Annotated in this window: 20 protein-coding genes; 11 read left to right on the forward strand and 9 right to left on the reverse strand. The window is 68.0% G+C overall.

Annotated features, from left to right (window positions below; all coding sequences use genetic code 11):
• Positions 1-493: 493 nt before the first annotated feature.
• Positions 494-916 carry a hypothetical protein gene (locus ACLARN_RS17570; protein WP_409492482.1) on the reverse strand — a complete coding sequence of 141 codons (423 nt, stop codon included), beginning with the start codon at positions 914-916 and terminating at the stop codon, positions 494-496.
• Positions 917-1,070: 154 nt separating this feature from the next.
• Here ACLARN_RS17570 and ACLARN_RS17575 point away from each other — a divergent pair, with 154 nt between their 5' ends.
• On the forward strand, positions 1,071-1,331 hold the full coding sequence (locus ACLARN_RS17575; RefSeq protein ID WP_409492483.1) for a hypothetical protein: 261 nt from the start codon (positions 1,071-1,073) through the stop codon (positions 1,329-1,331).
• A gap of 106 nt (positions 1,332-1,437) precedes the next feature.
• Here ACLARN_RS17575 and ACLARN_RS17580 read toward each other — a convergent pair whose 3' ends face one another.
• Positions 1,438-1,650, reverse strand: coding sequence for a hypothetical protein (locus ACLARN_RS17580; protein WP_409492484.1), 213 nt, complete (start codon positions 1,648-1,650; stop codon positions 1,438-1,440).
• Between the two features lie 225 nt (positions 1,651-1,875).
• Between ACLARN_RS17580 and ACLARN_RS17585 the strand changes: the two genes are divergently transcribed.
• Positions 1,876-2,859 (forward strand): hypothetical protein, encoded by a 984-nt coding sequence (locus tag ACLARN_RS17585; RefSeq protein WP_409492485.1) that lies wholly within the window; start codon positions 1,876-1,878, stop codon positions 2,857-2,859.
• Here ACLARN_RS17585 and ACLARN_RS17590 read toward each other — a convergent pair.
• A complete protein-coding gene (locus ACLARN_RS17590) occupies positions 2,847-4,139 on the reverse strand; it encodes a helix-turn-helix domain-containing protein (RefSeq protein ID WP_409492486.1) in 1,293 nt (430 codons plus the stop codon). The genes ACLARN_RS17585 and ACLARN_RS17590 overlap by 13 nt on opposite strands.
• Positions 4,140-4,538: 399 nt before the next feature.
• On the opposite strand from ACLARN_RS17590, the gene ACLARN_RS17595 reads away from it, so the two are divergent.
• The 6 genes from ACLARN_RS17595 to ACLARN_RS17620 are packed head-to-tail and all read left to right on the forward strand — an operon-like array spanning position 4,539 to position 10,349.
• Complete coding sequence (locus ACLARN_RS17595; RefSeq protein WP_409492487.1) at positions 4,539-5,135, forward strand: toll/interleukin-1 receptor domain-containing protein; 597 nt, start codon at positions 4,539-4,541, stop codon at positions 5,133-5,135.
• 40 nt (positions 5,136-5,175) lie between these two features.
• Positions 5,176-7,377, forward strand: a complete 2,202-nt coding sequence (locus ACLARN_RS17600) for a hypothetical protein (RefSeq protein ID WP_409492488.1) — start codon at positions 5,176-5,178, stop codon at positions 7,375-7,377.
• On the forward strand, positions 7,374-8,372 hold the full coding sequence (locus tag ACLARN_RS17605; protein ID WP_409492489.1) for a hypothetical protein: 999 nt from the start codon (positions 7,374-7,376) through the stop codon (positions 8,370-8,372). Before ACLARN_RS17600 ends, ACLARN_RS17605 begins: the two co-directional genes overlap by 4 nt.
• On the forward strand, positions 8,359-9,111 hold the full coding sequence (locus tag ACLARN_RS17610) for a hypothetical protein (RefSeq protein WP_409492490.1): 753 nt from the start codon (positions 8,359-8,361) through the stop codon (positions 9,109-9,111). The genes ACLARN_RS17605 and ACLARN_RS17610 overlap by 14 nt, the downstream gene beginning before the upstream one ends.
• A complete protein-coding gene (locus ACLARN_RS17615; RefSeq protein WP_409492491.1) occupies positions 9,111-9,647 on the forward strand; it encodes a hypothetical protein in 537 nt (178 codons plus the stop codon). Before ACLARN_RS17610 ends, ACLARN_RS17615 begins: the two co-directional genes overlap by 1 nt.
• 9 nt (positions 9,648-9,656) lie before the next feature.
• Positions 9,657-10,349: a hypothetical protein gene (locus ACLARN_RS17620; RefSeq protein WP_409492492.1), complete on the forward strand. Its 693-nt coding sequence runs from the start codon at positions 9,657-9,659 to the stop codon at positions 10,347-10,349.
• 77 nt (positions 10,350-10,426) lie between these two features.
• On the opposite strand, the gene pgl is transcribed toward ACLARN_RS17620, so the two are convergent.
• Genes pgl through tkt form a run of 6 tightly spaced genes read right to left on the reverse strand, consistent with a single transcriptional unit; the run spans position 10,427 to position 18,565 of the window.
• Entirely contained in the window at positions 10,427-11,182 is a 756-nt protein-coding gene (gene pgl / locus ACLARN_RS17625) for a 6-phosphogluconolactonase (RefSeq protein WP_409492493.1), read from the reverse strand.
• Positions 11,179-12,189: a glucose-6-phosphate dehydrogenase assembly protein OpcA gene (gene opcA / locus ACLARN_RS17630; RefSeq protein ID WP_409492494.1), complete on the reverse strand. Its 1,011-nt coding sequence runs from the start codon at positions 12,187-12,189 to the stop codon at positions 11,179-11,181. The genes pgl and opcA overlap by 4 nt, the downstream gene beginning before the upstream one ends.
• Positions 12,186-13,715, reverse strand: coding sequence for a glucose-6-phosphate dehydrogenase (zwf, locus tag ACLARN_RS17635; protein WP_409492495.1), 1,530 nt, complete (start codon positions 13,713-13,715; stop codon positions 12,186-12,188). The genes opcA and zwf overlap by 4 nt, the downstream gene beginning before the upstream one ends.
• Positions 13,712-15,331 (reverse strand): glucose-6-phosphate isomerase, encoded by a 1,620-nt coding sequence (locus ACLARN_RS17640; RefSeq protein ID WP_409492496.1) that lies wholly within the window; start codon positions 15,329-15,331, stop codon positions 13,712-13,714. The genes zwf and ACLARN_RS17640 overlap by 4 nt, the downstream gene beginning before the upstream one ends.
• Positions 15,332-15,339: 8 nt before the next feature.
• A complete protein-coding gene (gene tal, locus ACLARN_RS17645) occupies positions 15,340-16,452 on the reverse strand; it encodes a transaldolase (RefSeq protein WP_409492497.1) in 1,113 nt (370 codons plus the stop codon).
• Positions 16,453-16,462: 10 nt separating this feature from the next.
• Positions 16,463-18,565 carry a transketolase gene (tkt, locus tag ACLARN_RS17650; protein WP_409492498.1) on the reverse strand — a complete coding sequence of 701 codons (2,103 nt, stop codon included), beginning with the start codon at positions 18,563-18,565 and terminating at the stop codon, positions 16,463-16,465.
• 299 nt (positions 18,566-18,864) lie between these two features.
• Here tkt and ACLARN_RS17655 point away from each other — a divergent pair, with 299 nt between their 5' ends.
• The 3 genes from ACLARN_RS17655 to ACLARN_RS17665 all read left to right on the forward strand — a co-directional run bounded on the left by ACLARN_RS17655 (position 18,865) and on the right by ACLARN_RS17665 (position 23,597).
• The gene (locus ACLARN_RS17655) at positions 18,865-19,845 is read left to right on the forward strand and encodes a heme o synthase (RefSeq protein WP_409492499.1); all 981 of its coding nucleotides are present in this window, start codon (positions 18,865-18,867) and stop codon (positions 19,843-19,845) included.
• A 250-nt stretch (positions 19,846-20,095) separates the two neighbouring features.
• Positions 20,096-21,271, forward strand: coding sequence for an MFS transporter (locus ACLARN_RS17660; RefSeq protein WP_409492500.1), 1,176 nt, complete (start codon positions 20,096-20,098; stop codon positions 21,269-21,271).
• Between the two features lie 70 nt (positions 21,272-21,341).
• Positions 21,342-23,597: a HelD family protein gene (locus ACLARN_RS17665; protein WP_409492616.1), complete on the forward strand. Its 2,256-nt coding sequence runs from the start codon at positions 21,342-21,344 to the stop codon at positions 23,595-23,597.

Genomic DNA, 23,597 nt, shown 5'->3' on the forward strand with positions numbered 1-23,597 from the left:
CCGGGCTCGGTGGTCCGTTGATCGTTCCGACGGGTGCCGGCGCCGGTTCTGACGCCAGTGAGGCCGGTTTTTGATCTTCGTCACGTTTCGTGGTCGCGCGGTGACCCTTCCGCGCGTCCTTCCTGACCTTCAGGGTAGAGAAGAGAGACCCTGTCAGACTTCCGCCATCAACTCTTGAACGATGCAGAATTTCTCGACTCCCGCCGCGGGAGCTGCCGCGTCGGTCGCGGGCTGGGACGTCGGTATGCGGAGCCCTCTGTCCGGGGGGAGGGGGCAGGCGGGCGGGCTCGGTCAGCCGCTTCGCCCTCTCGTCGCGCTGACGAAAGTCGGCGCTCGATCGCCGACTATTCACCAAGTCCATTATTTGTCCATTATTTGTCCCTTTTTCGTTGATTCGTGCCAGAAATGGTGTTGCGAAACGCTGTGCCTCCTTTCGGAATCGCCTGGCCGGATGGCGTAACGTCGGAACGGGATGGGCGATTCCAACGACAAGTCACGAGAACGCGGAGGTGAGTGCCGTGCAACGGAAATGCCGGCAATGCGGTGAGTCGGCGCAGCCGGGTGCCGAATCCTGTTCCGGCTGCGGTCGCCCGATCGCCTTCGGCGATGACGACGGATCTTCTTCTGTCCCGTCGTCATCGCCGCGGATCTTTCTGACTCCGCCCGCCGTTCCGCGGCGGGAACCGGAGGTCGATTCCCCGCCTCCGCGCAAGGCGAAGGCAAAGGTGCCGATCCTGATCGGGCTGGCTGTTGTCGCGCTCGTCGCGGTGATCGGCGTAGTGGCATTCGTTGTCGCGCCGTCCGGGCAGGTCGCCGGGAACGTCTCTTCCGGTTCCTCGCCCGCCACCGCGAGATCCGAGCGGAGTGAAAGTCCGACGAACGGCTTCCCCGCGGGCGGATCGTCAGCGTCGCCCACGCCCACGACCGTGGCCGATCGGACTGACGGTGAGGAGGAGGCACGCGCTTCGCTGCGAAATCGGGCGGAGAGTGACCTGTCCAAAGCGGAATCGTTTGTCGGCTCCTGGCTGCCCCAGGTGTCCTCTAAGCGTCCGGGTCTTACCGCGAACGGGGTGACCTTCGATCATCAGAGGATCTGGACGGACTTTCTCCGCAGTCTGGAACGGTATCCGGACGCTCTCCTGGTTCGCTCGGGGGACTTCTCGAGCTTCCGGCAGGGAGACTTCTGGATCACCTTGGTGCCGGTGCCGCACTTCAGCGGTCCGGCCGCGAACGGCTGGTGCGAGTCGGCGGGAATAGGCAGGGACGGCTGCTACGCGAAACGCCTGGCGCACAGTGGCGGTTACGCGGAGAACACGCTGTTGCGCAAATGAGGGCCACCGAAACACTCCGGTGGGACCGGGCCATGGAAGCGGACGTTCCGACCGTCCGCTTCCATGGTCTCGGCTCAGCCGGCGAAAACGGTCAGCCAGGTGAGGATCAGCTCGATAACTGCGTGGGTCTGCATGGGAAGAACACCTCCTTTCCCATTTCTTCGCGGACCACCTTGCTGTGATCCACCGTCGAGACCAGGGAGGGTGATTCCGGAGAGCCGGAGTGGTCGCGGCTGATCGCGGAACCCGCCACCGCGGCGATCACCACCAGGAAAAACGCGAATTTGAGCATGGTAGAGACAGGGATGAGAAGCTTCATGGACGTTCGCCTTCCGGGAATGGTGTACGATGCTCGCGCGGTTCGAATTCCGGCGCGTTTCCCTCTTTTTCTTCGTTGAATCTATTTTCGCCTCGCCGCGATGAATTGGGCAGTGGTTTCCCGTTCTGCCGGTGTAACGGAAACACCCGGCCGGTCGACGGTGTGACCGTGCTTTACCGGTGAGAATCGTTCGGCCGGAGCGGGCCGATGTGGGAGAGGGGCGAGATGGAGAGCGAGCTGGCCGAGGAGCTGAAAGCGCTACGGAAAGGGCGGGGCGTCCTCGCCGACCGGATAGACCAGCGCGCGGGTTCCGCCGTTCGTGTGCTGTGCGGGATCACCGAAGGGGTCTCTGCCGCCGAGATCCGGGAAAAGATCGTCGTCACCCTGCGAGAGCTGATCGAAGCGTTGCCGCCGGACCTGCGAGATCCGATGCTGGCCGCATTCGCTCTCGACGAGGCCGTGCAGTACCCGCTCTACCAGGAACGGATCGCGTTCGCGGCCGAGCGGCTCGGACGTGAACAGCGCACCGTCCGGCGGCGGATCGACGAAGGCATCACCAGACTCGTCGAACTCGCCGAGCGGCGGCGGGATTCCGTGCTCGAAGCGGCCACCGGCCCCGGGTGGCACACCACGGACCTGCGGACCTTGGTCAACTTGGCGCTGCCGTTGCCGGAGGCGTTCGAGTTCCGGCAGGTGGTCGCGGAACGGGACGGCCTGACCGCCCTGGAGCTGGCGCTGACCGTGACCGCGACGCCCGGGAGCGAACCGGGCCACGAGCAGCCGGAGGCCGACATCGATGTCTTCGCCGGCGGGACCCTCGTCGCTACCGGCCGGGAGGCGACCGATCGAGTCGGGTTCCAGCTTGCCTTGCCGAGGACCTTGGCCAAGGGGGAAGTTCACGAATTCGTCTTGCGGTTCCGCGCCCCCGAGGGCAAGCCGATGTCACCGCATTACGTGTGCGTGCCCAAGGGGCGTTGTGACGTCTACCGGCTGCAGGTGCGGTTCGGCTACGGCCGCCCTGCTGGGGTCTGGCGCCTCGACGGGGTCTTCCAGCGTGATCTCGATGATCCGATGGCGACCGGTGAGCCGATCTCGCTGGACGAGGCGGGCGAGGCGAACACGGAGTTCAGGCGTCTTCAAGCCGGGCTCGCCTACGGGATCCGCTGGCAGGGACCGCAGGCGAACCCGGATGACTCTCACGAGGAATAGAGCGCCGCGGTCAGGCTGGGCTCGATCGCGCGGACGGAGGAGTGCGAGTTCCAGCGGCGCAGGGTGACGGCGAGCCGCTGGACGTCCGACCGGATGGTCGCCGAACCGACCATGGCGGTGTTGCCCAGTAGTTCCCGGGCGAGTTCGCAGGAACGATCGAGCTCACCCGAGGCGGCGTGCGCCAAAGCGAGCCGGACGCCGAACCGGGTGCGTGCGCGGATCGCGTCGGCCGGGATGTCGCGAATCGCGCGATCGAGGACTTGGGCCGCCTCGGCGGGCCTGCCGAGATCGTAAAGGCACCAGCCCGTCACGACGGCGACCGGATCGGATATGTGCGACGTGCCGATGGTCGGCCCGTCCTGACCCGACGAACGTGCGGCAGCGAACTGCTTCGTGGCCGAATCGAGGGCTCGCATGCAGGCGTCGTAGTCGCCGACGAGAGCGTGTCCTTGCGCTTCGCGTTGGGCGGCGAGAGCGAGGACGCGGGGTGAAAGAGCGCGATGCGCCTGTGCCCGGCGGGCGAGTTCGATCGTCGCGGGCCCCTTGTCCTGATAGAGCGTGACCAGTGCCCGGCGGACCATGGCGTAGCCCGCCGTCTGGGTGTCGCCCACCGCGGTGGCGACGTCGACGGCCTTGTCCGTCCACCACGCCGCGGCCGCCTCGTCACCCGCCTCCTGTGCCATCCAGCCGGCGAACTCGGCCGTGCGCGCCGTCATCAGCGCGACGTCCTTCGCCGTCGAGCCATGGGCGCTCTTCGCCAATGAACGCAGGGCCTGCGCCTGGCCGATCAGCATCGGCAGGACCGTTGTCGGCGCCGCGACCTGACCCAGGCCTCTCGCTGCGTCGTGGAGCCGCCGGTGGTGTTGCAACTGTGCGTCCACGTTGGCGGCGCCGGGCCGGGCCACGGAGGGCAGACCGAGTCCGGCGAGGATCACCGCCCCGCCCACGAGGACTTCGCGCCGTCCGAGCGGTGTGAAGGAGGAACCACCGCCGGGTGTCATCGTCATCAGCCAGACTTCCTCGTCCTCGCGGCCATGGCGGACGATCTCGGTGCCCGATGAGGCCTCAGGGGTCATCATCGTGATCAACGCTCCCTTCGCGTCGAGTTCCGCGTCGCAACGGCGCACGAACTCCATCGAAGGGGACTGGGCACCGGTTTCGATCCGGCTCACATGACCCTTGCTGTAGTAGAGGCGGCGCGCCAGTTCGGTCAGGGACCAGCCTTGTGCCGTGCGCAGCGTCCGCAGTCGGACGCCGAACGGTTCCGGGAGCAAGTTCATGGACGCTCCACCCCTCCTCGGGTCGGGACGATCGTCGGTCGTCCTGCTGTCGATTCTGCGGCCACCGCGCCTCGCCGATGCGCGATTTCTCGTTCGTCACCGAATAAGACACAGGAAACGGTGTTGTCGACACCGGCGCTCATCATATTCGTTTCTCCGCTGTCCGGCGAGTGTCGTAAATATTCGACTTGACTTGTCGCGGTGCCCGCTGGACAGAAAGTTGACAAATAATGGACAGTGACCAAAAGGAAACAGGAAACGTCCGGTTTACCCCCAAGTAGGGCTTGTCAAGAGGCCGTTCGTCTGCGAAAAATCTCTTTCAGCTCAGCGGAACGTATCCGTATGGGTGCACTGGCGGGGAGACGTTCACCCCGAGGGTCGGGCGAGAGGTATTCGAAAGTGACGCAGATCTTCCTGAATTACCGGTCGGAGGACGACGAGGCCTTTGGCGTCGCCATGCTCGATCAGGCCCTTTCGGACAGGTTCGGTGACGACGCGGTGTTCCTGGCGTCCAAGTCCGTCGAGCTCGGTTCGGCCTGGGAAACCGACATGTTCGAGGCGGTGAAAGAGTCTTCGGCGCTTCTGGTGATCATGGGCCGTCGGTGGCTCGACGCCAAGGACGAAAACGGCGGCCGCCGGATCGACGACCCGAAGGACTTCGTCCGCCGTGAAATCCTCACCGCGCTCGAACTCGGCAAGAAGGTGATTCCCGTACGGCTGGCCAGTAAGCGTTTGAAGGTGGACGACCTGCCCGAAGAACTGCGCCCCTTGATCAGCCGTCAGGATATCGAGGTCCGGTTTCGCAACTACCGCGTCGATGTCGAACTGCTCGCGCAACGGCTTCGTCAGGAAATACCGGAATTGCGGAAGGCGGTACCGTCGCGGGCCGCCGACGGCCACGGACGGAAGCCCGTCGATTCCGTCACCCGGATCGGCAATCAGTTCAACGGGCCCTTCCACTTCCGCGACTTCAACAACTACGGACCCGCCGACTGACTTTCGGTGAACAGTTCCCGCCGAACCTGGAGCCGCATCAGTGAGTGACGAGAAGCCCGGCGACACCCCGCCCAAGCCCGCCTCCAAACCCGAAACCCCTACCCCGCGGCCGTCCGAAGAAGCGTCCGCGAGCAAGGCCTCGCCGTCCCCGCCGGACGCCGAGAGCTACCAGTCACCGTCGCGCGAGGAGGCGATGCAGCGCCTGCGCGGCGAAGCGTCGGAGCTGTCCGCCGCGAAGTTCGGCCGAATCATTGCCGAGGGAACCAATCGGCTCGACGGCGCTGTCACGGTCAACGTTTTCGAGGGCGAGTTCTCCGTCGAAGGTGACTTCTTCGCGGGCGACGGCGCCGGTCGCGGCGGCCGCCGCTCGTCGGGGAGGCGTTCGGGCAGCGTCCGGCTCGATCCGGCGAAGGTGGCCGAAGAGAACGAATACTTCGTCGCGCCGATCGGGTTTGAAGAAGGTGTCGACATCCTCAGCGCGCGCAGCCTGCTTCTGCTGTCCGGCCCGGCTCGTACGGGGCGCCGTACTCGGGCCTTCGCGACGTTGATCGAGGTGATGAAGCGGGTAGAGCGGGAACCGGAACTGATCAGGCTCGACGGTTCGGTGCTCGGCAACACGAACTGGCGGGTTCCGAAGCGTGGCCACGGGTTCGTCATCATTGACAGGGAAAGCAGGGGTGGCAAGTTCGCCGCCGAATCGGTGACGGATACCTGGCTTCAGTACGCGGCCGAGCAACTGGCGGAACACGAGAGCTACCTCGTGGTGGTCACCGGACCGGTCCGCGGGCAGCTGGCCACTGCGCCCAAGCGAGCGGAATTCGTCCTCGAGGATCTGGAGCTGCCGGATTCCCTCGAGATCGTGCGACGCCGCGTCATTGGCGAGCTCCTGTGGGATCCCGGGGATCTCGATCGGCGTCTCGCGGAGACCGAGCTCGAGGAACTCCTCCACGAGCGTGACAACGATCCCCGGTTCGCGACCCGTGCGGCAGCAGTGATCAGCGAGGCGCTTAGGAGCGAGGCCGATCTCGCGGAAGAGGTGGAGAAGCTCAGCAATCTCGAAGAACAGGTCCGGGAGTGGCTGGAGCGCGATCCGGAGCATATGGAGGTCGCGTTCGTACTGGCGACCGCCGTCCTCGAAGGAGCGAGCTACCTGAGTGTCGCCGATGCCGCGGTCTCCCTGTTCCGTGAACTGAGTGGCGTCTCGAGTTCGGCGACACCGCGCTATCTCAGGCAACTGCTCGCCGAACGGGATTGGATCGAATGCGTCGGCAGGCCGGGAGACGGTGAGGGAGCGCCGATGCTGCGTTTCAAACGCCCTCGGCTTCGTCCGGTCGTGCTGGCACTGGCTTGGTTCGAGTTCGACGGAGCCAGGGCGAAGATCCTCGAGTGGCTCAAGAAGCTCGCCGAGCACACGGACGTCGAGGTCCGGGCGAGGGCCGCCCAGGCGGCGGGGATCCTTGCCAGCAACGACTTCGAACACGGGGTGCACCAGTACTTCCTGCCATGGGCGGCGGCCAAATCCGCGCCTCTGCGACAGAGCGCCGCCAACGGGCTCAACGTCGCGGGCACGCTCGGACAACATGCCGAGTCCGCATGGACCTACGTGGAGCAGTGGGCAGATCTCGTCGGCTCGGGCGAGGTCCGCAACAACCTGCTCGCGACCGTGGGGCTGGCGGTCGGTGGTCAGCTCGGCGTCGATGAGCCACGCCGGGCCCTGCGTGTGCTGAGAACCCTGGTACGAGACGGTGACTGGGCGCTGCTTCAGCCGGTCGCCATGAGCACGCAGACCTTGCTCGACGCGGGACGGGACGAAGAAGTCCTCGAAGCGTTCCTCGAATGGACGGACGATTCGCATGACGAGGAAGCGGTGGTGAAGGTCCTCACGATGTTCGCCTTCGCCGTCGCGCCGGAAGACGGTGAGGACGAGCAACCGCTCCTCATGCGGGAGGCGGACCGGCACCGTGAGGCCTTGCCCGAGCTGTGGGGGCGTGCGCTCGCCGCCAAACCGGTCCGCGGGCTTGCGATGGAATCGCTGAGGTCGTGGGTGCGCACGGCCGACACCGACAAGACCGCGCGGGACACGGTGCTCGACGTGATCGCCGGCATCGCGGACCGCAGCGCGACCGACTACGGCAGATTGCTCCACGCCCTCCACGAGTGGGCGCTGGACGCGGACGATCCTTCGGACGCGGCCGCCGATTTTCATGACGAATTGCTCGAAGCCGGAGAGGAAACCCCATGAGCCAGACCTACGATCCGATCCTGGCGGTCGTTCAGCCACTCCGGCTTCGTGTCGGTTCACCTCTTCGCGGTCCGTCGATCGGCACTGCCCTGGTCCTCGAACGCGTCGCGGGTGAGCCGATCGTGGTGTGGCCGAGCCAGCGAGTGCCTGGCGCCAGAATCCGGCATTTCCGGCGCATCCATCAGGTCGACGTCGCCAACCGGGGGCTGGAGCTCGAAGTCAGGGTGCCCAGCTCCGATCCGGCGTTCCCGTTCTCGGTCACGCTGCGGTTCTCCTGCCGGATCACCGATCCGGTGAGCATCGTGGAGAACAACATCCGGGACATGACGGCCGCGCTGACCCCATCGCTGGCCGCGATCGTGCGGGAAACGGCCGCCAGATTCGATGTGATGCATCCTCGGGCGGCGGAGGCCGAGATCGCACGGCGGCTCACCACGGCCCATCCGGCTCCGGCGGTCGAGCTGACCCAGTTCTCGGCAGGCGTCGAAATGGTCGACACGGAAGAGATCGTGACCGACCGGCGGAGGAACCGGGTCGGGGAACAGAGCCGCACCGCCATGCGGCCGATCGCCAACGGCAGCAGGGAAGAGCTGGCCGCCCACATGATGAGTCTGCACGATGGTGACCCGATGCCGATGTTGAAGTTCGAAGCGAATCAGGCGGACGCAGCGACCAATGCGAAGCTCGCGGCGCTGAACATCCTGATGGGTAAGGGCGACGACATCGAGGAATTCAACTCCTCGGAGATCAGCAAACGTGTCTTGAAGGAGTTCTACGGCGACGACGACATGGTGCCGAAACGTCGTGGCGGGGTGCGAGAACGTATCGGGCGCTCTCGCGAGTCGCTGGAAGGTGGCTCCGTCGTCGAAGGAAACGTTCCGGACGGCGAAGGCAAGGCCGATCCGCCGCCGAAGTCGAACGGTTCGGGTCCGAGCCGTGAGAAGGACAAGGACTCCGGCAAGAGCAAGCCGCGGCAGTCCGATGACGACCGGTGACGGCGGCGCGCTGATGGACGTCCTCCCGGGCGCGAGAGGGACGGACAGGGTCTGGAATCACGTCGAAGCGGGCTTCGCCGCGCTGGCCTTAAGGTCGGGTGGTGTTCGGGGGCACGGCGAGGGCGCCGATCCGCTCGTGCTGTTCCATCGCCCCCGGGGCCGTGGGGCGGCGGCGGTGTTCGACGCCGGCGACGGGCGGGTGCCGGACGCGCCCGCCCGGCTGCGGGCCCTGCTCGAAGAAGGGTTCACCACCGGTGGTCGCATCGAACCGGCCCTGGAGTCTTTGACGACCTTCGCGGGGATCACCTTCGATCTCACCGGTACCGAGGTGTCCTGGACCGTGCACCAGGCGGGTGATGCCCGGTGCTACGCGGCCGAACCGCGGAGTGGTCTGCGACCAGTGAGCGGGGGCGGGGGCGGGCCGAACGGTTCGGTCCAGGTCTCCACGTGGACAGGGCACGAGACTTCGCCGTGTGTCCTCGTCTGCGTCAGCAAGGGATTCTTCGTCGCGGGCGGAACACCGCCCGCGTTCGAACGGCTTCTGTGGGAGACGCTGCTTTCGGCGCAGGACATCCTTCACTGGAGTGGCTTGCTCGCCGACCGGACGCGCTCCTTCGCCGGGAGCGGCGCTTCGGTCGTCGTGGTGGCGCTCGGCTTCGAGGACTTCGCCGCGCTACGGGCGAGTTTCCGGGAGCGCGCCGACTTCCTGAACCCCGTTCCGGAGCAGGGGAGAGCGTGATGAGGGGCCGGAAGCCGTACTGGCGACCGGAACAGGGCCCGGGTTACGACCTGCGCCAGTACCAGGGCAGCCGTCCGACGGGGCTGGTCGCGGTGACGGCCTGGGATCACCCGATACCGGGCCGTCCCTCCGACGCGACCGGCCCGGACATCCGGCTGGTCCGGCAGGGGAGCCGGTTGCTCGTGGAGGAGCTGGGGGCGTCGCCGTCCACTTCGCTGCGGTTGCAGATACCGCTCGGATCGTGTGTGGCGGCGAGGCTCGCGGGTGAACCCGGTCTCCCCGGTGAAGCCCTGATCCGCCTCACCCTGGTCGTGCGGCTCGGGCGGGCACCGGCCTTCAGCCTGCCCCTGTGGTTCGCGTCGCGGTCGCAGGCTTTCTTGCGTGGTCTCGTCGACGAGATCACCGCACAGGCGGGGCGGCCTCCACGGGGAGTGCGGGCCTCGCGCCGATCGGAGCCCGCACGGGCGCCGTCTCATCAGGACTGGGTGGTTTTCCGGGCGGCGGCGCCACCTGTGACGCCCCCGGCGAGCAGGTAGGGAGGACGAATGAGCCAGGCGACAGGTACTTGTGTTTCGTGCGGTGCCCAGGATGCCGTCGACGGTCATCGATGCCAGGAATGCCGTCCGGGTGCTCTCCCGGAGCTGCGGCGGCGGACCGCGTTCGAACGAGCGACGATCACGTTGACCCCTGCGCCTTCACCGAGGGCCGATCCAGTGGCGGAGGAGCCGAAACGGCTTCCCCTGATCAGGCCGCCGTCGGGACGCATCGTCCGGCTTGCTCTCATCGGGCTGTTTCTGGGTACCGGAGGCTTCCTGCTTCTGACCTACTGGGACGACCTGACCGAGGTGACGAAGACTCCCGTCCCGGCGTCCGCTCCGGAGAACGTGGCGGGGTCGGCCGGGGTGGCGGACGTACCGGGCAAGGAATCCTGTCCGGCGGCGGTGGCCAAATGGCTGCCCGGCGGAGGTGGCGGTGCCGTGCTGGTCGCGCGGCATAACGCGGACAGATTCGTGGTCACGGTGTGCCAGGGCACGGACGGCCAGTACCGCTACGACGGTCTGGTCAGAGGGGCCGAAGCCACCTCCAAAACGCACATCAGTCTTCCTGCGACGTCCACCGGAACCGGATTCGTCGCGCGGAACCAGGGCTTCCGCTACGAGCTCACCGCCTCCGAGCTCGTCCTGAGCAACAACGGCAAGGAGGTCTCGCGATGGCCGTTGAAACCGGCGCAACCCTGAGCGGTCATCGTGGGCGGTGCGCGTGAAGACCCCCTTCTCGAGGGGGGGGAAGGGGGCCTTCACACGCAAAGGGAAGGTCAGCCCGCGGGCGTTTGGTAGACCTTCGTGAGCTTCGAGGCGGAGCCCCGGTCCAGCAGCCAGAGCGTGCGACGGCTGCCGCGTGCCCCCGCCACCGGGATCTGGACCTCGCCCGCACCGGCCAGCGCCTGCGCGACGGCGTCCGCCTTGGCGTCGCCGCCGGTGACCAGCCAGATGTCCTGCGCGCGACGGATCGCGGGCAGGGTCAGCGAGATCCGGGTCGGCGGCGGCTTCGGGCAGTCGCGCACCGCGACGACCGAACGCTCCTTCTCGTACACCGCCGGGCTCTCGGGGAAGATCGAGGCGGTGTGCCCCTCCCCGCCGAGGCCCAGCAGCATGATGTCGAACGCCGGCACGTCGGCCGTCAGGATCTCCGCGTACGCGGCGGCAGCGGCGTCGACGTCATCGCCGAACTCGCCGTCCGAGGGTGCCATGGCGTGCACCCGCTTCGGGTCGAGCGGGACGTGGTCGAGCAGGGCCTCGCGGGCCTGCTTCTCGTTGCGCTCGTCGGAGTCCGCCGGGACGAACCGCTCGTCGCCCCAGTAGACGTCGAGACGCGACCAGTCGATGGCGTCACGGGCACTGGAGTCGCGCAGTTCCTTCAGGATCGCGATCCCGGTGCCGCCGCCGGTGAGCACCACCGAGGCCGAGCCCTTGGCGGCCTGGACGTCGACGATCCGGGTGACCAGCCTGGCCGCCGTGGCGGCGGCCAGGAGGTCCGGGTTCTCGTAGACGACGACCTCGGTCTTGCTCATGAGGCGCTCTTCTTCGTAGCAGCGACGGCGGTCTTCTTCTTGGCAGCGGCCGGAGCCGCCTTCTTTGCCGGAGCGGCCTTGGCCGCGGTGCCCGACGAGATCTTGGAGAGCCCGTTCAGCGAGGCCTCGTAGACCTCGTCCGGGTCGAGCCGCCGCAGCTCCTCGATCAGGCAGTCCTTGTTGTCCCGCCGTTGCAGGGCGATCCGCCGCGTCGGCTGGCCCGGCTGGGTCAGCGTGCCGACCCGCCCGTCCGGCCGGTGCAGTTCCACCGCGCCGGAACGCCGCTCCAGCGTCACCGAGATGATGCCCGCGGCGCCGGTGCTCTTGACTCGCTTCACCGGCACCTTGAGGTACTCGGCCAGCCAGCCCGCGAGCAGTTCGGTCGACGGCGAGTCGGCCTCACCGGTCACGGTCGCGCCGGTGACCTTCTCATGCGGCGGAAGGTCCAAAGCGGACACCAGCTGGGCGCGCCAGCTGGTCAGCCTGGTCCACGCCAGGTCGGTGTCACCCTCCACATAGGACTTCGCCCGGGTGGTGAGTGCTCTTATCGGCGACTTTTCCGCCGCGGAGTCGGTGATCCGGCGCTGGGCCAGCTCACCGAGCGGGTCCTTGGCCGGGGCCTTCGGACCGGTGCCCGGCCACCAGGTGACGATCGGCGCGTCCGGCAGCAGCAGCGGCACGACCGCGCTCTGCCCCTGCGAGGCCAGCGGACCGTAGAGCCGCAGGACGATGACCTCGCTCGCGCCGGCGTCGCCGCCGACCCGGATCTGGCCGTCGATCCGCGGTGCCGCGGTCCGTGCGCCCTTGGCCACCACGATCACCCGCGAGGGGTGCTCCCGGCTGGCCTCGTTGGCGGCTTCGATCGCCTCTTCGAGCCGGTCGTCGTCGTCGGCCACTATGACCAGCGTCAGCACGCGGCCGAGTGCCACCTGCCCGCCCTGTTCGCGGATTTCGACGAGTTTCTTGTTCAGCTGCGACGTCGTGGTCGACGGCAGGTCGATGATCACGGACGCCTCCAGTTCCGGCCGGTACGCTCCAGCATTTCGTCCGCGGACGGCGGTCCCCACGAGCCGGGCGGGTACGCCTCGGGCGCGCCCTTCTTGGCCCAGTGGTCGAGGATCGGGTCCAGGATCTCCCAGGACAGCTCGACCTCTTCGTTCACCGGGAACAGTGACGGTTCGCCGAGCAGCACGTCCAGGATGAGCCGCTCGTAGGCCTCCGGCGAGGACTCGGTGAACGCGTGCCCGTAGCCGAAGTCCATGGTGACGTCGCGGACCTCCATCGTGGTCCCCGGCACTTTCGAACCGAACCGCAGCGTGATGCCCTCGTCGGGCTGCACCCGGATCACCAGCGCGTTCTGGCCCAGTTCCTCGGTCGAGGTCGAGTCGAACGGCAGATGCGGCGCCCGCTTGAACACCACGGCGATCTCGGTGACCCGGCGGCCCAGCCGCTTGCCGGTGCGCAGGTAGAACGGCACGCCCGCCCAGCGGCGGTTCTGCACCTCCAGCGTCACCGCGGCGTAGGTCTCGGTGGTCGAGTCCTTCGCGAAACCGTCTTCCTGCAACAGGCCCGGCACCTTCATACCGCCCTGCCAGCCGCCCGCGTACTGCCCGCGCGCGGTGGTCTCGTCGAGTGGTCCCAGTGGCTTCGTCGCCGAAAGCACCTTGATCTTCTCGGACCGCAGCGCCCGCGGCGCGAACGAGACCGGCTCCTCCATCGCGGTCAGCGCGAGGAGTTGCAGCAGGTGGTTCTGGATGACGTCGCGGGCGGCGCCGATGCCGTCGTAGTACCCCGCGCGGCCGCCGAGGCCGATGTCCTCGGCCATGGTGATCTGCACGTGGTCGACGTAGTTGGCGTTCCAGATCGGCTCGAACAGCTGGTTCGCGAAGCGCAGCGCCAGCAGGTTCTGCACCGTCTCCTTGCCGAGGTAGTGGTCGATGCGGAACACCGACTCCTCGGGGAAGACGTCGTTCACGATCTCGTTGAGCTCCTTGGCGCTCTTGAGATCGCGGCCGAACGGCTTCTCGATGACCACGCGGCGCCAGGTCTCCTCGCTCGCGTCGGCGAGGCCGGAGCGGGCGAGTTGCTTGGTCACCACCGGGAACGCGCTCGGCGGGATCGACAGGTAGAACGCGGTGTTGCCACCGGTGCCCCGCTCGGCGTCGAGGTCCTTGACCGTCTGCGCGAGCCTGTCGAAGGCGTCATCGTCGTCGAAGGTGCCCTGGACGAAACGGATCCCTTCGGCGAGCCGGTTCCACACCGACTCCTTGAACGGCGTCCGCGCGTGCTCCTTGACCGAGTCGTGCACCAGCTCGCCGAAGTCCTGGTGCTCCCAGTCCCGGCGGGCGAAGCCGACCAGTGAGAACCCGGCGGGCAGCAGCCCGCGGTGGGCGAGGTCGTAGATCGCCGGCATCAGCTTCTTGCGAGCGAGGTCACCGGTCACGCCGAAGATCACCAGGCTGGACGGCCCGGCGATCCGCGGCAGCCGCTTGTCGCGCGGGTCGCGCAGCGGGTTGCTCCAGGCTCGGGTCACTCGCCTGCCTCCTGTACCGCGCGGACCAGTTCGGCCAGGCCGGCGGCCCGGTCGGTGAGGTGCAGGCGCAGCACCGGACGACCGTGCTCCGCGAGCACCTGGCCGTCACCGAGCGCCTGCGCGTGCTGAAGCACACCGAGCGTGTACGGCTGCGCTGGAACTGCCACATCGTCAACTACGGCGCCGGTGATCTGGAGGAAGGCGCCGTTCTGGTGCCCGCCCTTGTGGTACTGGCCGGTGGAGTGCAGGAACCGCGGCCCCCACCCGAAGGTGGTCTGGCGGCCGGTCCGCTTGGCGATCTCGCCACGAAGGAGCGACGTCGACGCGTCGTCGAGACGGTCGAGGTACGCCTGCACCGCGATGTAGCCGGTTTCCGGGGCGGAGTCGAAGAAAGCCCGCAGAATGTCCGCGAGCTTTCCGTCGGTGGCCACGCCTGCCGAGCCGAACACCTGGACCGCGCCGTCCACAGTGGACGGCTCTTCGCCGCCCTTGAGCGCGTCGGGGTTGTCCAAAAGAGACCGGGCGGCCTTCTTGGCGGCCTCGACGTCGGGCTGGTCGAACGGGTTGATCCCGAGCAGCCGTCCGGCGAGCGCGGTCGCGAACTCCCACAGCAGGAACTGGGCGCCGAGCGGCCCGGTCACGGAGATCTTCGCGGTGCCCTGGGCCGGGCCGACCGCCACCGGGGTGGCGTCGTCCTTGGCATCGGCGAAACCGGGGGAGTCCGGACCCTCGACGGCGACCGGGAGGAGCCCGGTGCCTTGCTTGCCGGTGGACTCGGCGATCAGCTGCTCCGCCCAGTCGGCGAAGCCCTTGATGCCCGAACCGGTGTCACCGATGATGACCTTCTCGGCGCCCTTTTCGTGCGCCGCGACCCACGCCGCCGCGAGCTTGACCGCGGGGTTGTCCACGGAGTCGTCGGCGAGTGTGTCGGCCACCGAAGCGGCCTGGTCGAGCAGGCGGGCGACGTCCGCGCCGGCGAGCCCGGCCGGGACGAGCCCGAACGCGGTCAGTGCCGAGTAGCGGCCGCCGACGTTCGGGTCGGCGAGGAAGACCTTGCGGTAACCCTCCTTTTCGGACAGTTCCGCGAACGGCGAGCCCGGGTCGGTGACGACCACGATCCGCCGCGCCGCGTCGATGCCCGCGTCGGCGAAGGCCTTCGCGAAGATCCGCCGGTGGCTGTCGGTCTCGACGGTGCCGCCGGACTTCGACGACACCACGATGACCGTCCGCTCCAGGTCACCGGCTAGCGCGTCGGCGACCTGGCCCGGGTCAGTGGTATCGAGGACGGTCAGCGCGACGCCATCCGTCGCGGTGATCACCTCGGGCGCCAGCGACGAACCGCCCATGCCCGCGAGGACGACGCGGTCGACGCCCTCCGAGCGCAGGTCGGTCCGCAATGCCTCGATCTCGCCGATCAACGGCCGCGAGGACTTGTGCAGCGTCGTCCACGAGAGACGGATCGACGCTTCGGACTCGGCTTCGGGACCCCACAGTGTGGCGTCCTGGGACGCCAATTTCGATGCGACCTGATCGGCGACGAGCCGCTCCGCGAACGGAGCGGCTTCGCCGGCCAGGGCGGCGTCGACAATTGCGACGCCGGTCGTTTCCCCTGCCATGGTCCAGTTCAGTCCTTTGCCTTTTCGAGCTGCCCGGTGACGGTCTCGAGAAGTTCCACCCAGGACTTCTCGAACTTCTCGACACCCTCGTTCTCGAGGGTGAGGAACACGTCCGTGATGTCGATGCCGACGGCGCTCAGCTTGTCGAAGACGGCCTGCGCGTCGGCGCCCTTGCCGGTCACCGTGTCGCCGGTGACGTCGGCGTGGTCCGCGGCCGAGTCGAGGGTCTTCTCCGGCATCGTGTTGACCGTGTCCTTGACGACGAGCTGGTCCACGTAGCGGGTGTCGGAGTACTGCGGGTCCTTCACGCCGGTGGAGGCCCACAGCGGACGCTGCGCGTTCGCGCCCGCCTCGGCGAGCTTCTTCCAGCGGTCCGTGGCGGAAAGCTCTTCGAACGCCGCGTACGCGAGGCGCGCGTTGGCGATGGCGGCTTCACCGCGCAGCGCCTTGGCCTCGTCGGTGCCGATGGCGTCGAGCCGCTTGTCGATCTCGGTGTCCACACGGGACACGAAGAACGACGCGACCGAGTGAATGCCCTTGAGGTCGTGGCCGTTGGCCTTGGCCTGCTCGAGCCCGGCGAAGTAGGCCTCGATGACCTTCTTGTAGCGCTCGACCGAGAAGATCAGCGTGACGTTGACGCTGATGCCCTCGGCCAGGGTCTTGGTGATCGCCGGGAGCCCCTCTTCGGTGGCCGGGATCTTGATCAGCACGTTCGGCCGGTCCACGGTCTTCCACAGGTCCTGCGCCTCGGCGACCGTCTTGTCGGTCTCCTTGGCCAGCCGCGGGTCCACCTCGATGGACACCCGGCCGTCGACCCCGTTCGTGGCGGTGTAGACGTCGCGGAACAGATCCGCGGCGTTGCGCACGTCGGTGGTGGTCAGCTCGCGGATGGTGGCCTCGACGTCGGCGCCGCGCGCGGCGAGCTCCTTGGTCTGCTCGTCGTAGGCCTCGCCCTTCGACATCGCGTTGGCGAAGATCGTCGGGTTGGTCGTCACGCCCACGACGTGCTTGTCGCGGATCAGGCCGGCGAGGTTGCCGGTGTTCAGTCGCTCACGGGACAGGTCGTCGAGCCAGATCGAGACACCGGCCTCGGACAGCTGAGCGAGCTTGTCGTTGCTCATGCTTTCCCCTTCAGTTCTTGGTGTTGGCGATCGAGCGACGGGCGGCGTCGACGACGGCTTCCGCGGTGAAACCGAACTCGCGGAACAGAGTGCCGGCGTCGGCCGAGGCACCGAAGTGCTCGATCGAGACGTTTTCCCCGGCGTCACCGGTGAAGCGGTGCCACGAAAGGGCGATACCGGCTTCGACGGAGACGCGTGCCTTGACCGACGGCGGGAGCACCGAGTCCTTGTAGGACTGGTCCTGCGCGTCGAACCACTCGACACACGGCATCGAGACGACGCTCGCCGGGATGCCGTCGGCTTCGAGGGTCTTGCGGGCCTCGACGGCCAGCTGGACCTCGGAGCCGGTCGCGATCAGCACGACCTGGGGCTTACCGTCGGACGCTTCGGCGAGGACGTAGCCGCCCCGCTTGACGCCTTCGGCGCTGGTGCCCTCCAGGACCGGCACGTTCTGCCTGGTCAGCGCGAGGCCCGACGGGTGGTGGACGTCCTCCAGGACGGCCTTCCACGCGTACGCGGTCTCGTTGGCGTCCGCCGGGCGGACGACGTTGAGGCCGGGGATGGCGCGCAGTGAGGAGAGCTGCTCGATCGGCTGGTGGGTCGGGCCGTCCTCGCCGAGGCCGATCGAGTCGTGCGTCCACACGTAGGTGACCGGCGCCTTCATCAGCGCGGCCAGCCGCACGGGCGGGCGCATGTAGTCGGAGAAGATCAGGAACGTCGCGCCGTAGGGACGGGTGCCGCCGTGCAGCGCGATGCCGTTGAGGATCGAGCCCATCGCGTGCTCGCGGATGCCGAAGTGCAGCGTCCGGCCGTACGGGCTGGTCTTCCACATGTCGGTGGAAGCCTTCTCCGGGCCGAACGAGTCGGCCCCCTTCATGGTGGTGTTGTTGCTCTCCGCGAGGTCCGCGGAACCGCCCCACAGCTCGGGAAGCGGGTCGGCGAGGGCGTTCAGCACCTCACCGGAGGCCTTGCGGGTCGCGATGCCCTTGGCGTCCGGCTCCCACTTCGGCAGGTTGTCCGCGAAGCCCTCGGGCAGCGTGCGGGTGGCCATCCGGTCCGCGATCTTCTTGCGCTCCGGGTTGGCGGTGCCCCACGCCTCGAACTTCTCCTGCCATTCGGCGCGCGCGGTCTTGCCGCGGTCGACGGCCTGGCGGGTGTGCGTGATGACCTCGTCGTCGACCTGGAAGTTCTGCGCCGGGTCGAAGCCGAGGATCTCCTTCACCGCGGCGACCTCTTCGGCACCGAGCGCGGCGCCGTGGGCCTTGCCGGTGCCCATCTTCTTCGGCGCCGGGTATCCGATGACGGTCTTCAGCGCGATGAACGACGGACGCTCGGTCTCGGCCTTCGCGGCCTTGATGGCCTCTTCGATCGCGACGACGTCCTCGCCACCCTCGACGACCTGGGTGTGCCACCCGTAGGCCTCGTAGCGCTTCACGACGTCCTCGGACAGCGCGATCTTGGTGTCGTCCTCGATCGAGATCTCATTGTCGTCCCAGAAGACGATGAGGTTGCCCAGCTCCTGGCGGCCGGCGATCGACGAGGCCTCGGCGGTGACGCCCTCTTCGATGTCACCGTCGGAGGCGATCACGTAGACGTAGTGGTCAAAGATGCTCTCGCCGACGGCGGGCTCCGGGTCCAGCAGTCCGCGCTCGCGGCGGGCCGCCATCGCCATGCCGACACCGTTGGCCAGGCCCTGGCCGAGCGGGCCGGTGGTGGTCTCGACGCCCTTGGTGTGGCGGTACTCCGGGTGACCCGGGGTCTTCGAGTCCCACTTGCGGAGCTGCTTCAGGTCTTCCAGCTCCAGGCCGAATCCGGCGAGGTACAGCTGGATGTAGAGGGTGAGGCTCGAGTGCCCCGCGGAGAGGATGAAGCGGTCACGGGCGGGCCATTCCGGGTCCGCCGGGTCATGACGCAGCGTCCGCTGGAAGAGCGTGTAGGCGAGCGGCGCCAGGCTCATCGCGGTGCCGGGGTGACCGCTGCCGCAGTTCTCGACCGCGTCCGCGGCGAGCACCCGAACGGTGTCGACGGCCCGCGTGTCGAGGTCGGTCCAGTCGGCGGGCACGTTGCGCCGGAGGAGTGGGTTCTTCTCGCTGGTAGAGGCGGTTTCGGACACTGAACTCGAACTCCCCGTCATCAGGTTGTGGCTTCTCTTCCCTCGTGGGTAACCCACGTGTACCGCTACTAATCTCAATCGATCCGGAAGGGACGATATTCCTGCTCCGGGCCGTTCGCAGAGGCACGCCGCGACCTACCGCGGCCAGCCTAATGGTTCGGCCGGTCGAGGACCCGCGATCACCCTCTGGAAACAGCACGTCTAACATCGAGGAAGGGTTCAGCACGCAGGGATCCGGGGCCCGCCACATCACCCGGAAGCCTGGTGGGCCCGGCCCGAAAACTGACGCAGGGAGTGAAATGTCGTTGGTGAACGCTGCGCACGGACGCAGTGACAGCACCAGCGCCGTACATCCGACCGGTGAACGACCGCACGGTGGCCGGCGAACAATCCGCCAGGTCGTCGGCGCGTACGCCGCCCTCGCGAAGCCCAGGGTGATCGAGCTCCTCCTCGTCACCACGATTCCCGCGATGTTCCTGGCAGGCAGGGAAATCCCGTCGCCGTGGCTGGTGCTCGCGACGCTCGTGGGCGGCACCATGGCCGCCGGTAGCGCCAACGCCTTGAACTGCGTCATCGACGCGGACATCGACAAGGTGATGAACCGCACCAAGCGCCGCCCGCTGGTGAAGGAATCGGTTCCCCGGCGTGGCGCGCTGGTCTTCGGTCTCGTGCTCGGTGTCCTGTCGGCCGTCGTGCTCTATTTCACGGTGAATCTGCTCTCGGCGATTCTCGCGATCGCGACGATCCTGTTCTACATCTTCGTCTACACGCTGCTGCTGAAGCGGCGTACGTCACAGAACGTGGTCTGGGGCGGCGCGGCGGGCTGTATGCCGGTGATCATCGGCTGGTCCGCCGTCACCGGCACCGTCGAGTGGCCCGCGTTCGTGATGTTCGGCGTCATCTTCTTCTGGACCCCGCCGCACACCTGGGCGCTGGGCATGAAGTACCGCGACGACTACGAGCGCGCCGGCGTGCCGATGCTGCCGGTGGTCGCCACCCCGCAGCACGTGGCGCGGCAGATCGTCATCTACTCGTGGGTGATGGTCGCCTGGACGCTGCTGCTGGTCCCGGTGACGAGCTGGATCTACACGACGTTCGCGCTGCTGGCGGGCGGCTGGTTCCTCTTCTACGCGCACAGCCTGAACGCGGCGGTGCGGCGCGGCGAGGAGACCAAGCCGATGTCGCTGTTCCACCGGTCGAACACGTACCTGATGATCGTGTTCGTCGCCCTGGCCGTGGACTCGGCCATCGGTCTGCCGGTCATCGGGCTGCCGTTCTGATCTTGTAGCGCGTGAAGGCTGGTCGGGAACCAGGGTTCCCAATGTCGCATTTGAGACGCTGAGTGTCTCAAATGCGACATTGGGAACGCCCGTATCCGCTCGGTCGCGCTGGTTCGGGGTGCGACACGGCCCCGGGCGCTTCGCGTCGTGCAGGTCGGCAGAGCTCAGCCGGATCCACCACGGTTCCGGAGCTTCCCAAGGGGTGGCACACCGCGACGCGCTGAGCTACCCGTCGGTACGGTCCGGCGGAGTGACGAGCACAACCGAAGTCGCGGTCCGGGGCGGGCGCCGGACCATGGCGGTCGCCTGCCTGGTCGTCTTCACCGCGCAGATGGCGACGACGATCTACCTCCCCTCTCTCCCCGCGGTCGAGCACGACTTCGCGGTGTCGCGCAGCTTCGCGGCGCTGTCGGTGTCGCTGTTCGTCATCGGCGCGGCGGCGCCCGTGGTGCTGTGGGGCTGGGTCGCCGACCGTCTCGGGCGGCGGGCCGCGATGCTGACGGCACTGAGCTTGTTCGCCGTCGCCGGTGCGGCGCTGATCGTGAACACCTCGCCGGTCTGGCTGCTGATCCTCCGTTCCCTGCAAGGGATCGGCGCGGGAGGCGCGGCCATCATCGCCCGTATCGTCGTGCGGGACCTCGGCGGCGGCGACGCGCTCGCCAAACGGCTTTCGGTGTTGTCCATCGCGTTCGTCACCGCGCTCGGCGGCGGGCAGTTCCTCGGCGGGCTGATCGGCAGCTGGCAGGGCGGCTTCATCGTGCTCACGGCGGCCGGGGTGGCCTGCGTCATCGGCACGCTGACGCTTTCACTCGAACCCGGCCGCGACGAGAAGTCCGGCGTGATCCGGATCTACCTCAGGATCCTCACCATGCGGGCGTTCCTGCTGCCGACCATCGCGGCGGGGCTCGGCTTCGCGACGATCGTGCTCTTGCAGGAGGTCGCGCCGTTCGTCTTCCAGCGGTACTTCGGGCTCAGCGTCGAGCAGTACGGCAACGTCGGGCTGCTGATCGGCCTGGCCTACCTCGGCGGCGCGCTGCTGGTGAACCGGCTGGCGAGCGGCAAAGGCTCGCCATGGCTGATGCGCGCGGGCGCCTTGGTCATGTCCGGCTCTGGCCTGCTGACGGTCGCCTTGTGGCTGCTGCCGGGCATCCCGCTGACGGCCGCGCTCGTGACGTTCATCGCGCTGTACTGCGGGATCACGTTCGGCCAGGCCGCGCTCTTCCCCAGCAGTATGGCCGTCGCGGTGAGCAAGGTGCCCGAGCATGGCGCCTACGCCGTCGCACTGTGTGGTTTCGTCGCCCAGTCCATCGCCGGTGTCGCGGCGACCTTCGCCGTCCTGCTGCACGAGAACCTCGTCTGGGCGAGTGCCGCCACCGGCCTGTCGCTGGTCGCCTTCCTCCTGGTCCGGGTGACCGGGAGGGAATGAGATGATGGCGGGCGCCGTTGTAACCCTTTCGGCCCCTGTCCCACCTCTCGAAAGCAGGCTGCTTTTGTCCGTGTCCCCGGACCGGGAACTCGACGCGCTCGAGCAGGACGTCGCGCTCGAGCAGGAGTACGTCACCACCCTTTACCGCAAACTCGACGCCGAACGCGTCGACGCGCAGCGCAGGCTCGACCAGACGCTGCGCCAGACCGGCGGCACCCCGCAGGCGCGCACCGAACGCGACGTCGCCACGACGCTGTACACCGACAGGCTGTCCCAGCTGAGCTCCGTCGAGCAGGGCCTGTGCTTCGGCCGTCTCGACTTCCTTCCCGAGCACGCCGAGGAGACCACCTACATCGGGCGGCTCGGGCTGTTCGACGAGGACGACGAGTACCGGCCGCTGCTGGTCGACTGGCGCGCGCCGGTCGCGCGGCCCTTCTACCTGGCCACCGCCGCGTCGCCCGAAGGTGTGCGCCGCCGTCGCCACATCCGGTCGCTGAGCCGCAAGGTCGTCGGTGTGGACGACGAGATCCTCGATCTCTCCGCCGCCGACCAGGGCCAGGACCTCGGTCTCGCGGGGGAGGCGGCGCTGCTGGCCGCGCTCGAACGCCGCCGCACCGGTGAGATGAGCGACATCGTCGCGACCATCCAGGCCGAGCAGGACCGCATCATCCGCGCGTCGCCGAACGGCGTCCTGGTGGTGCAGGGCGGGCCGGGCACCGGTAAGACCGCGGTCGCGCTGCACCGCGCGGCGTACCTGCTCTACACGCACCGGCAGCAGCTCACCACACGTGGCGTGCTGGTGGTCGGGCCGAACAGCACGTTCCTCCGCTACATCGGGCAGGTTCTGCCGTCGCTGGGCGAGACCGGGGTGCTGCTGGCCACGATCGGGCAGCTGTACCCGGGGCTGGACGCCATCGGTCCGGTCACTCGCGAGGCCGCTGAGATCAAGGGCCGCCGGGTGATGGCCGATGTGCTCGCCAACGCCGTCCGCGATCGCCAGCGCGTGCCGGAACCGGTGCTGGAGATCGAGTTCGAACGCGAGATCCTCATGCTCGACCGCAAGACCTGCACCGAAGCCCGGACACGGGCCCGCCGGTCACGCCGTCCGCACAACCTCGCCCGGCGCCTGTTCGTCTCCGACCTCCTCGACGCGCTGACCCGCCAGGCCGCCCGCAAACTGGGGGAGGACCTGCTCGACGCGCGCGACGTCCAGGACATCCGCGCCGAGGTCGCCGCCGACAAGAACGTGGCCGCCGCGATCAACGGGCTGTGGCCGACGCTCATCCCCGAAGTCGTGCTCGACGAGCTGTTCGCCGACCGCGAACGGTTGCGCAGCGCGGCCGGGAAAGCCTTGTCGGACACCGATCGTGAGCACCTCTACAGCCCGACGGACGCCAAGTGGAGCCCGGCCGACGTCCCGCTGCTCGACGAACTCGCCGAGCTGCTCGGCGAGGACGACACCGACGCCAGGGCCGAACGCGCCCGCCGCGAGCGGGAAGACCGCGCCTACGCGGAAGGCGTGCTCGACATCCTCGAACAGGACGAGGAGATCATCGACGAGGAACTGCTGCGGGTGGGTGACGTCCTCGACGCCGAACTGTTCGCCGAACGCCAGCAGCGCCGCAGCGAGATGACCGCGGCGCAGCGGGCCGCACAGGACCGGACCTGGACCTTCGGGCACGTGATCGTCGACGAGGCGCAGGAACTGACCGCGATGGACTGGCGGCTGCTGATGCGCCGGTCGCCGAACCGGTCGATGACGCTGGTCGGCGACGTCGCCCAGACCGGCGCGTCCGGCGGTGCGCGGTCGTGGGGAGAGGTGCTCTCGCCGTATGTCGCCGATCGCTGGCGGCTCGAAGAGCTGACCGTGAACTACAGGACCCCGGCGGAGATCATGGCCGTCGCGTCCCGGGTGCTCGCTGAGGTCAATCCCGAACTGGAAGCGCCGGTTTCGGTGCGGGAGACGGGTTTCGAGCCTTGGCTGCGCTCTGTGGAACCGGCGGAACTCGCCACCGAGCTGCCCGGTCTCGTCGAGGCCGAACTGTCCGCTGTGGACGGTGGGACGGTCGTCGTGCTGTGCCCGGTCCCGCTGATCGAGACGGTGTCGGAGGCGCTCGGTGAGGCAGGGGATCGCGTATCGGTGATGGCGGTGGAGCGGGCGAAGGGCCTGGAGTTCGATTCGGTGGTGCTGGTCGCCCCGGACCAGGTCGTCGCCGAGTCCCCGCGCGGGCTCAACGATCTGTATGTGGCCCTGACCAGGGCGACCCGTCGGATGGGTGTAGTGCAGACCGGTGACCTTGTTCCGGCGCTGGAGGGTCTTGGCTAA

It is taken from the genome of Amycolatopsis sp. cmx-11-12 (genome assembly GCF_046269425.1).
In the GTDB taxonomy this organism is placed as follows: domain Bacteria; phylum Actinomycetota; class Actinomycetes; order Mycobacteriales; family Pseudonocardiaceae; genus Amycolatopsis.

Excerpts from the sequence above, each read along its gene's own strand:
- ACLARN_RS17580 (WP_409492484.1), bottom strand. The coding sequence starts at position 1,650 with ATGAAGCTTCTCATCCCTGTCTCTACCATGCTCAAATTCGCGTTTTTC.
- ACLARN_RS17585 (WP_409492485.1), top strand. The coding sequence starts at position 1,876 with ATGGAGAGCGAGCTGGCCGAGGAGCTGAAAGCGCTACGGAAAGGGCGG.
- ACLARN_RS17590 (WP_409492486.1), bottom strand. The coding sequence starts at position 4,139 with ATGAACTTGCTCCCGGAACCGTTCGGCGTCCGACTGCGGACGCTGCGC.
- ACLARN_RS17605 (WP_409492489.1), top strand. The coding sequence starts at position 7,374 with ATGAGCCAGACCTACGATCCGATCCTGGCGGTCGTTCAGCCACTCCGG.
- ACLARN_RS17610 (WP_409492490.1), top strand. The coding sequence starts at position 8,359 with ATGACGACCGGTGACGGCGGCGCGCTGATGGACGTCCTCCCGGGCGCG.
- ACLARN_RS17615 (WP_409492491.1), top strand. The coding sequence starts at position 9,111 with ATGAGGGGCCGGAAGCCGTACTGGCGACCGGAACAGGGCCCGGGTTAC.
- ACLARN_RS17620 (WP_409492492.1), top strand. The coding sequence starts at position 9,657 with ATGAGCCAGGCGACAGGTACTTGTGTTTCGTGCGGTGCCCAGGATGCC.
- pgl (WP_409492493.1), bottom strand. The coding sequence starts at position 11,182 with ATGAGCAAGACCGAGGTCGTCGTCTACGAGAACCCGGACCTCCTGGCC.
- ACLARN_RS17640 (WP_409492496.1), bottom strand. The coding sequence starts at position 15,331 with ATGGCAGGGGAAACGACCGGCGTCGCAATTGTCGACGCCGCCCTGGCC.
- tal (WP_409492497.1), bottom strand. The coding sequence starts at position 16,452 with ATGAGCAACGACAAGCTCGCTCAGCTGTCCGAGGCCGGTGTCTCGATC.
- ACLARN_RS17655 (WP_409492499.1), top strand. The coding sequence starts at position 18,865 with ATGTCGTTGGTGAACGCTGCGCACGGACGCAGTGACAGCACCAGCGCC.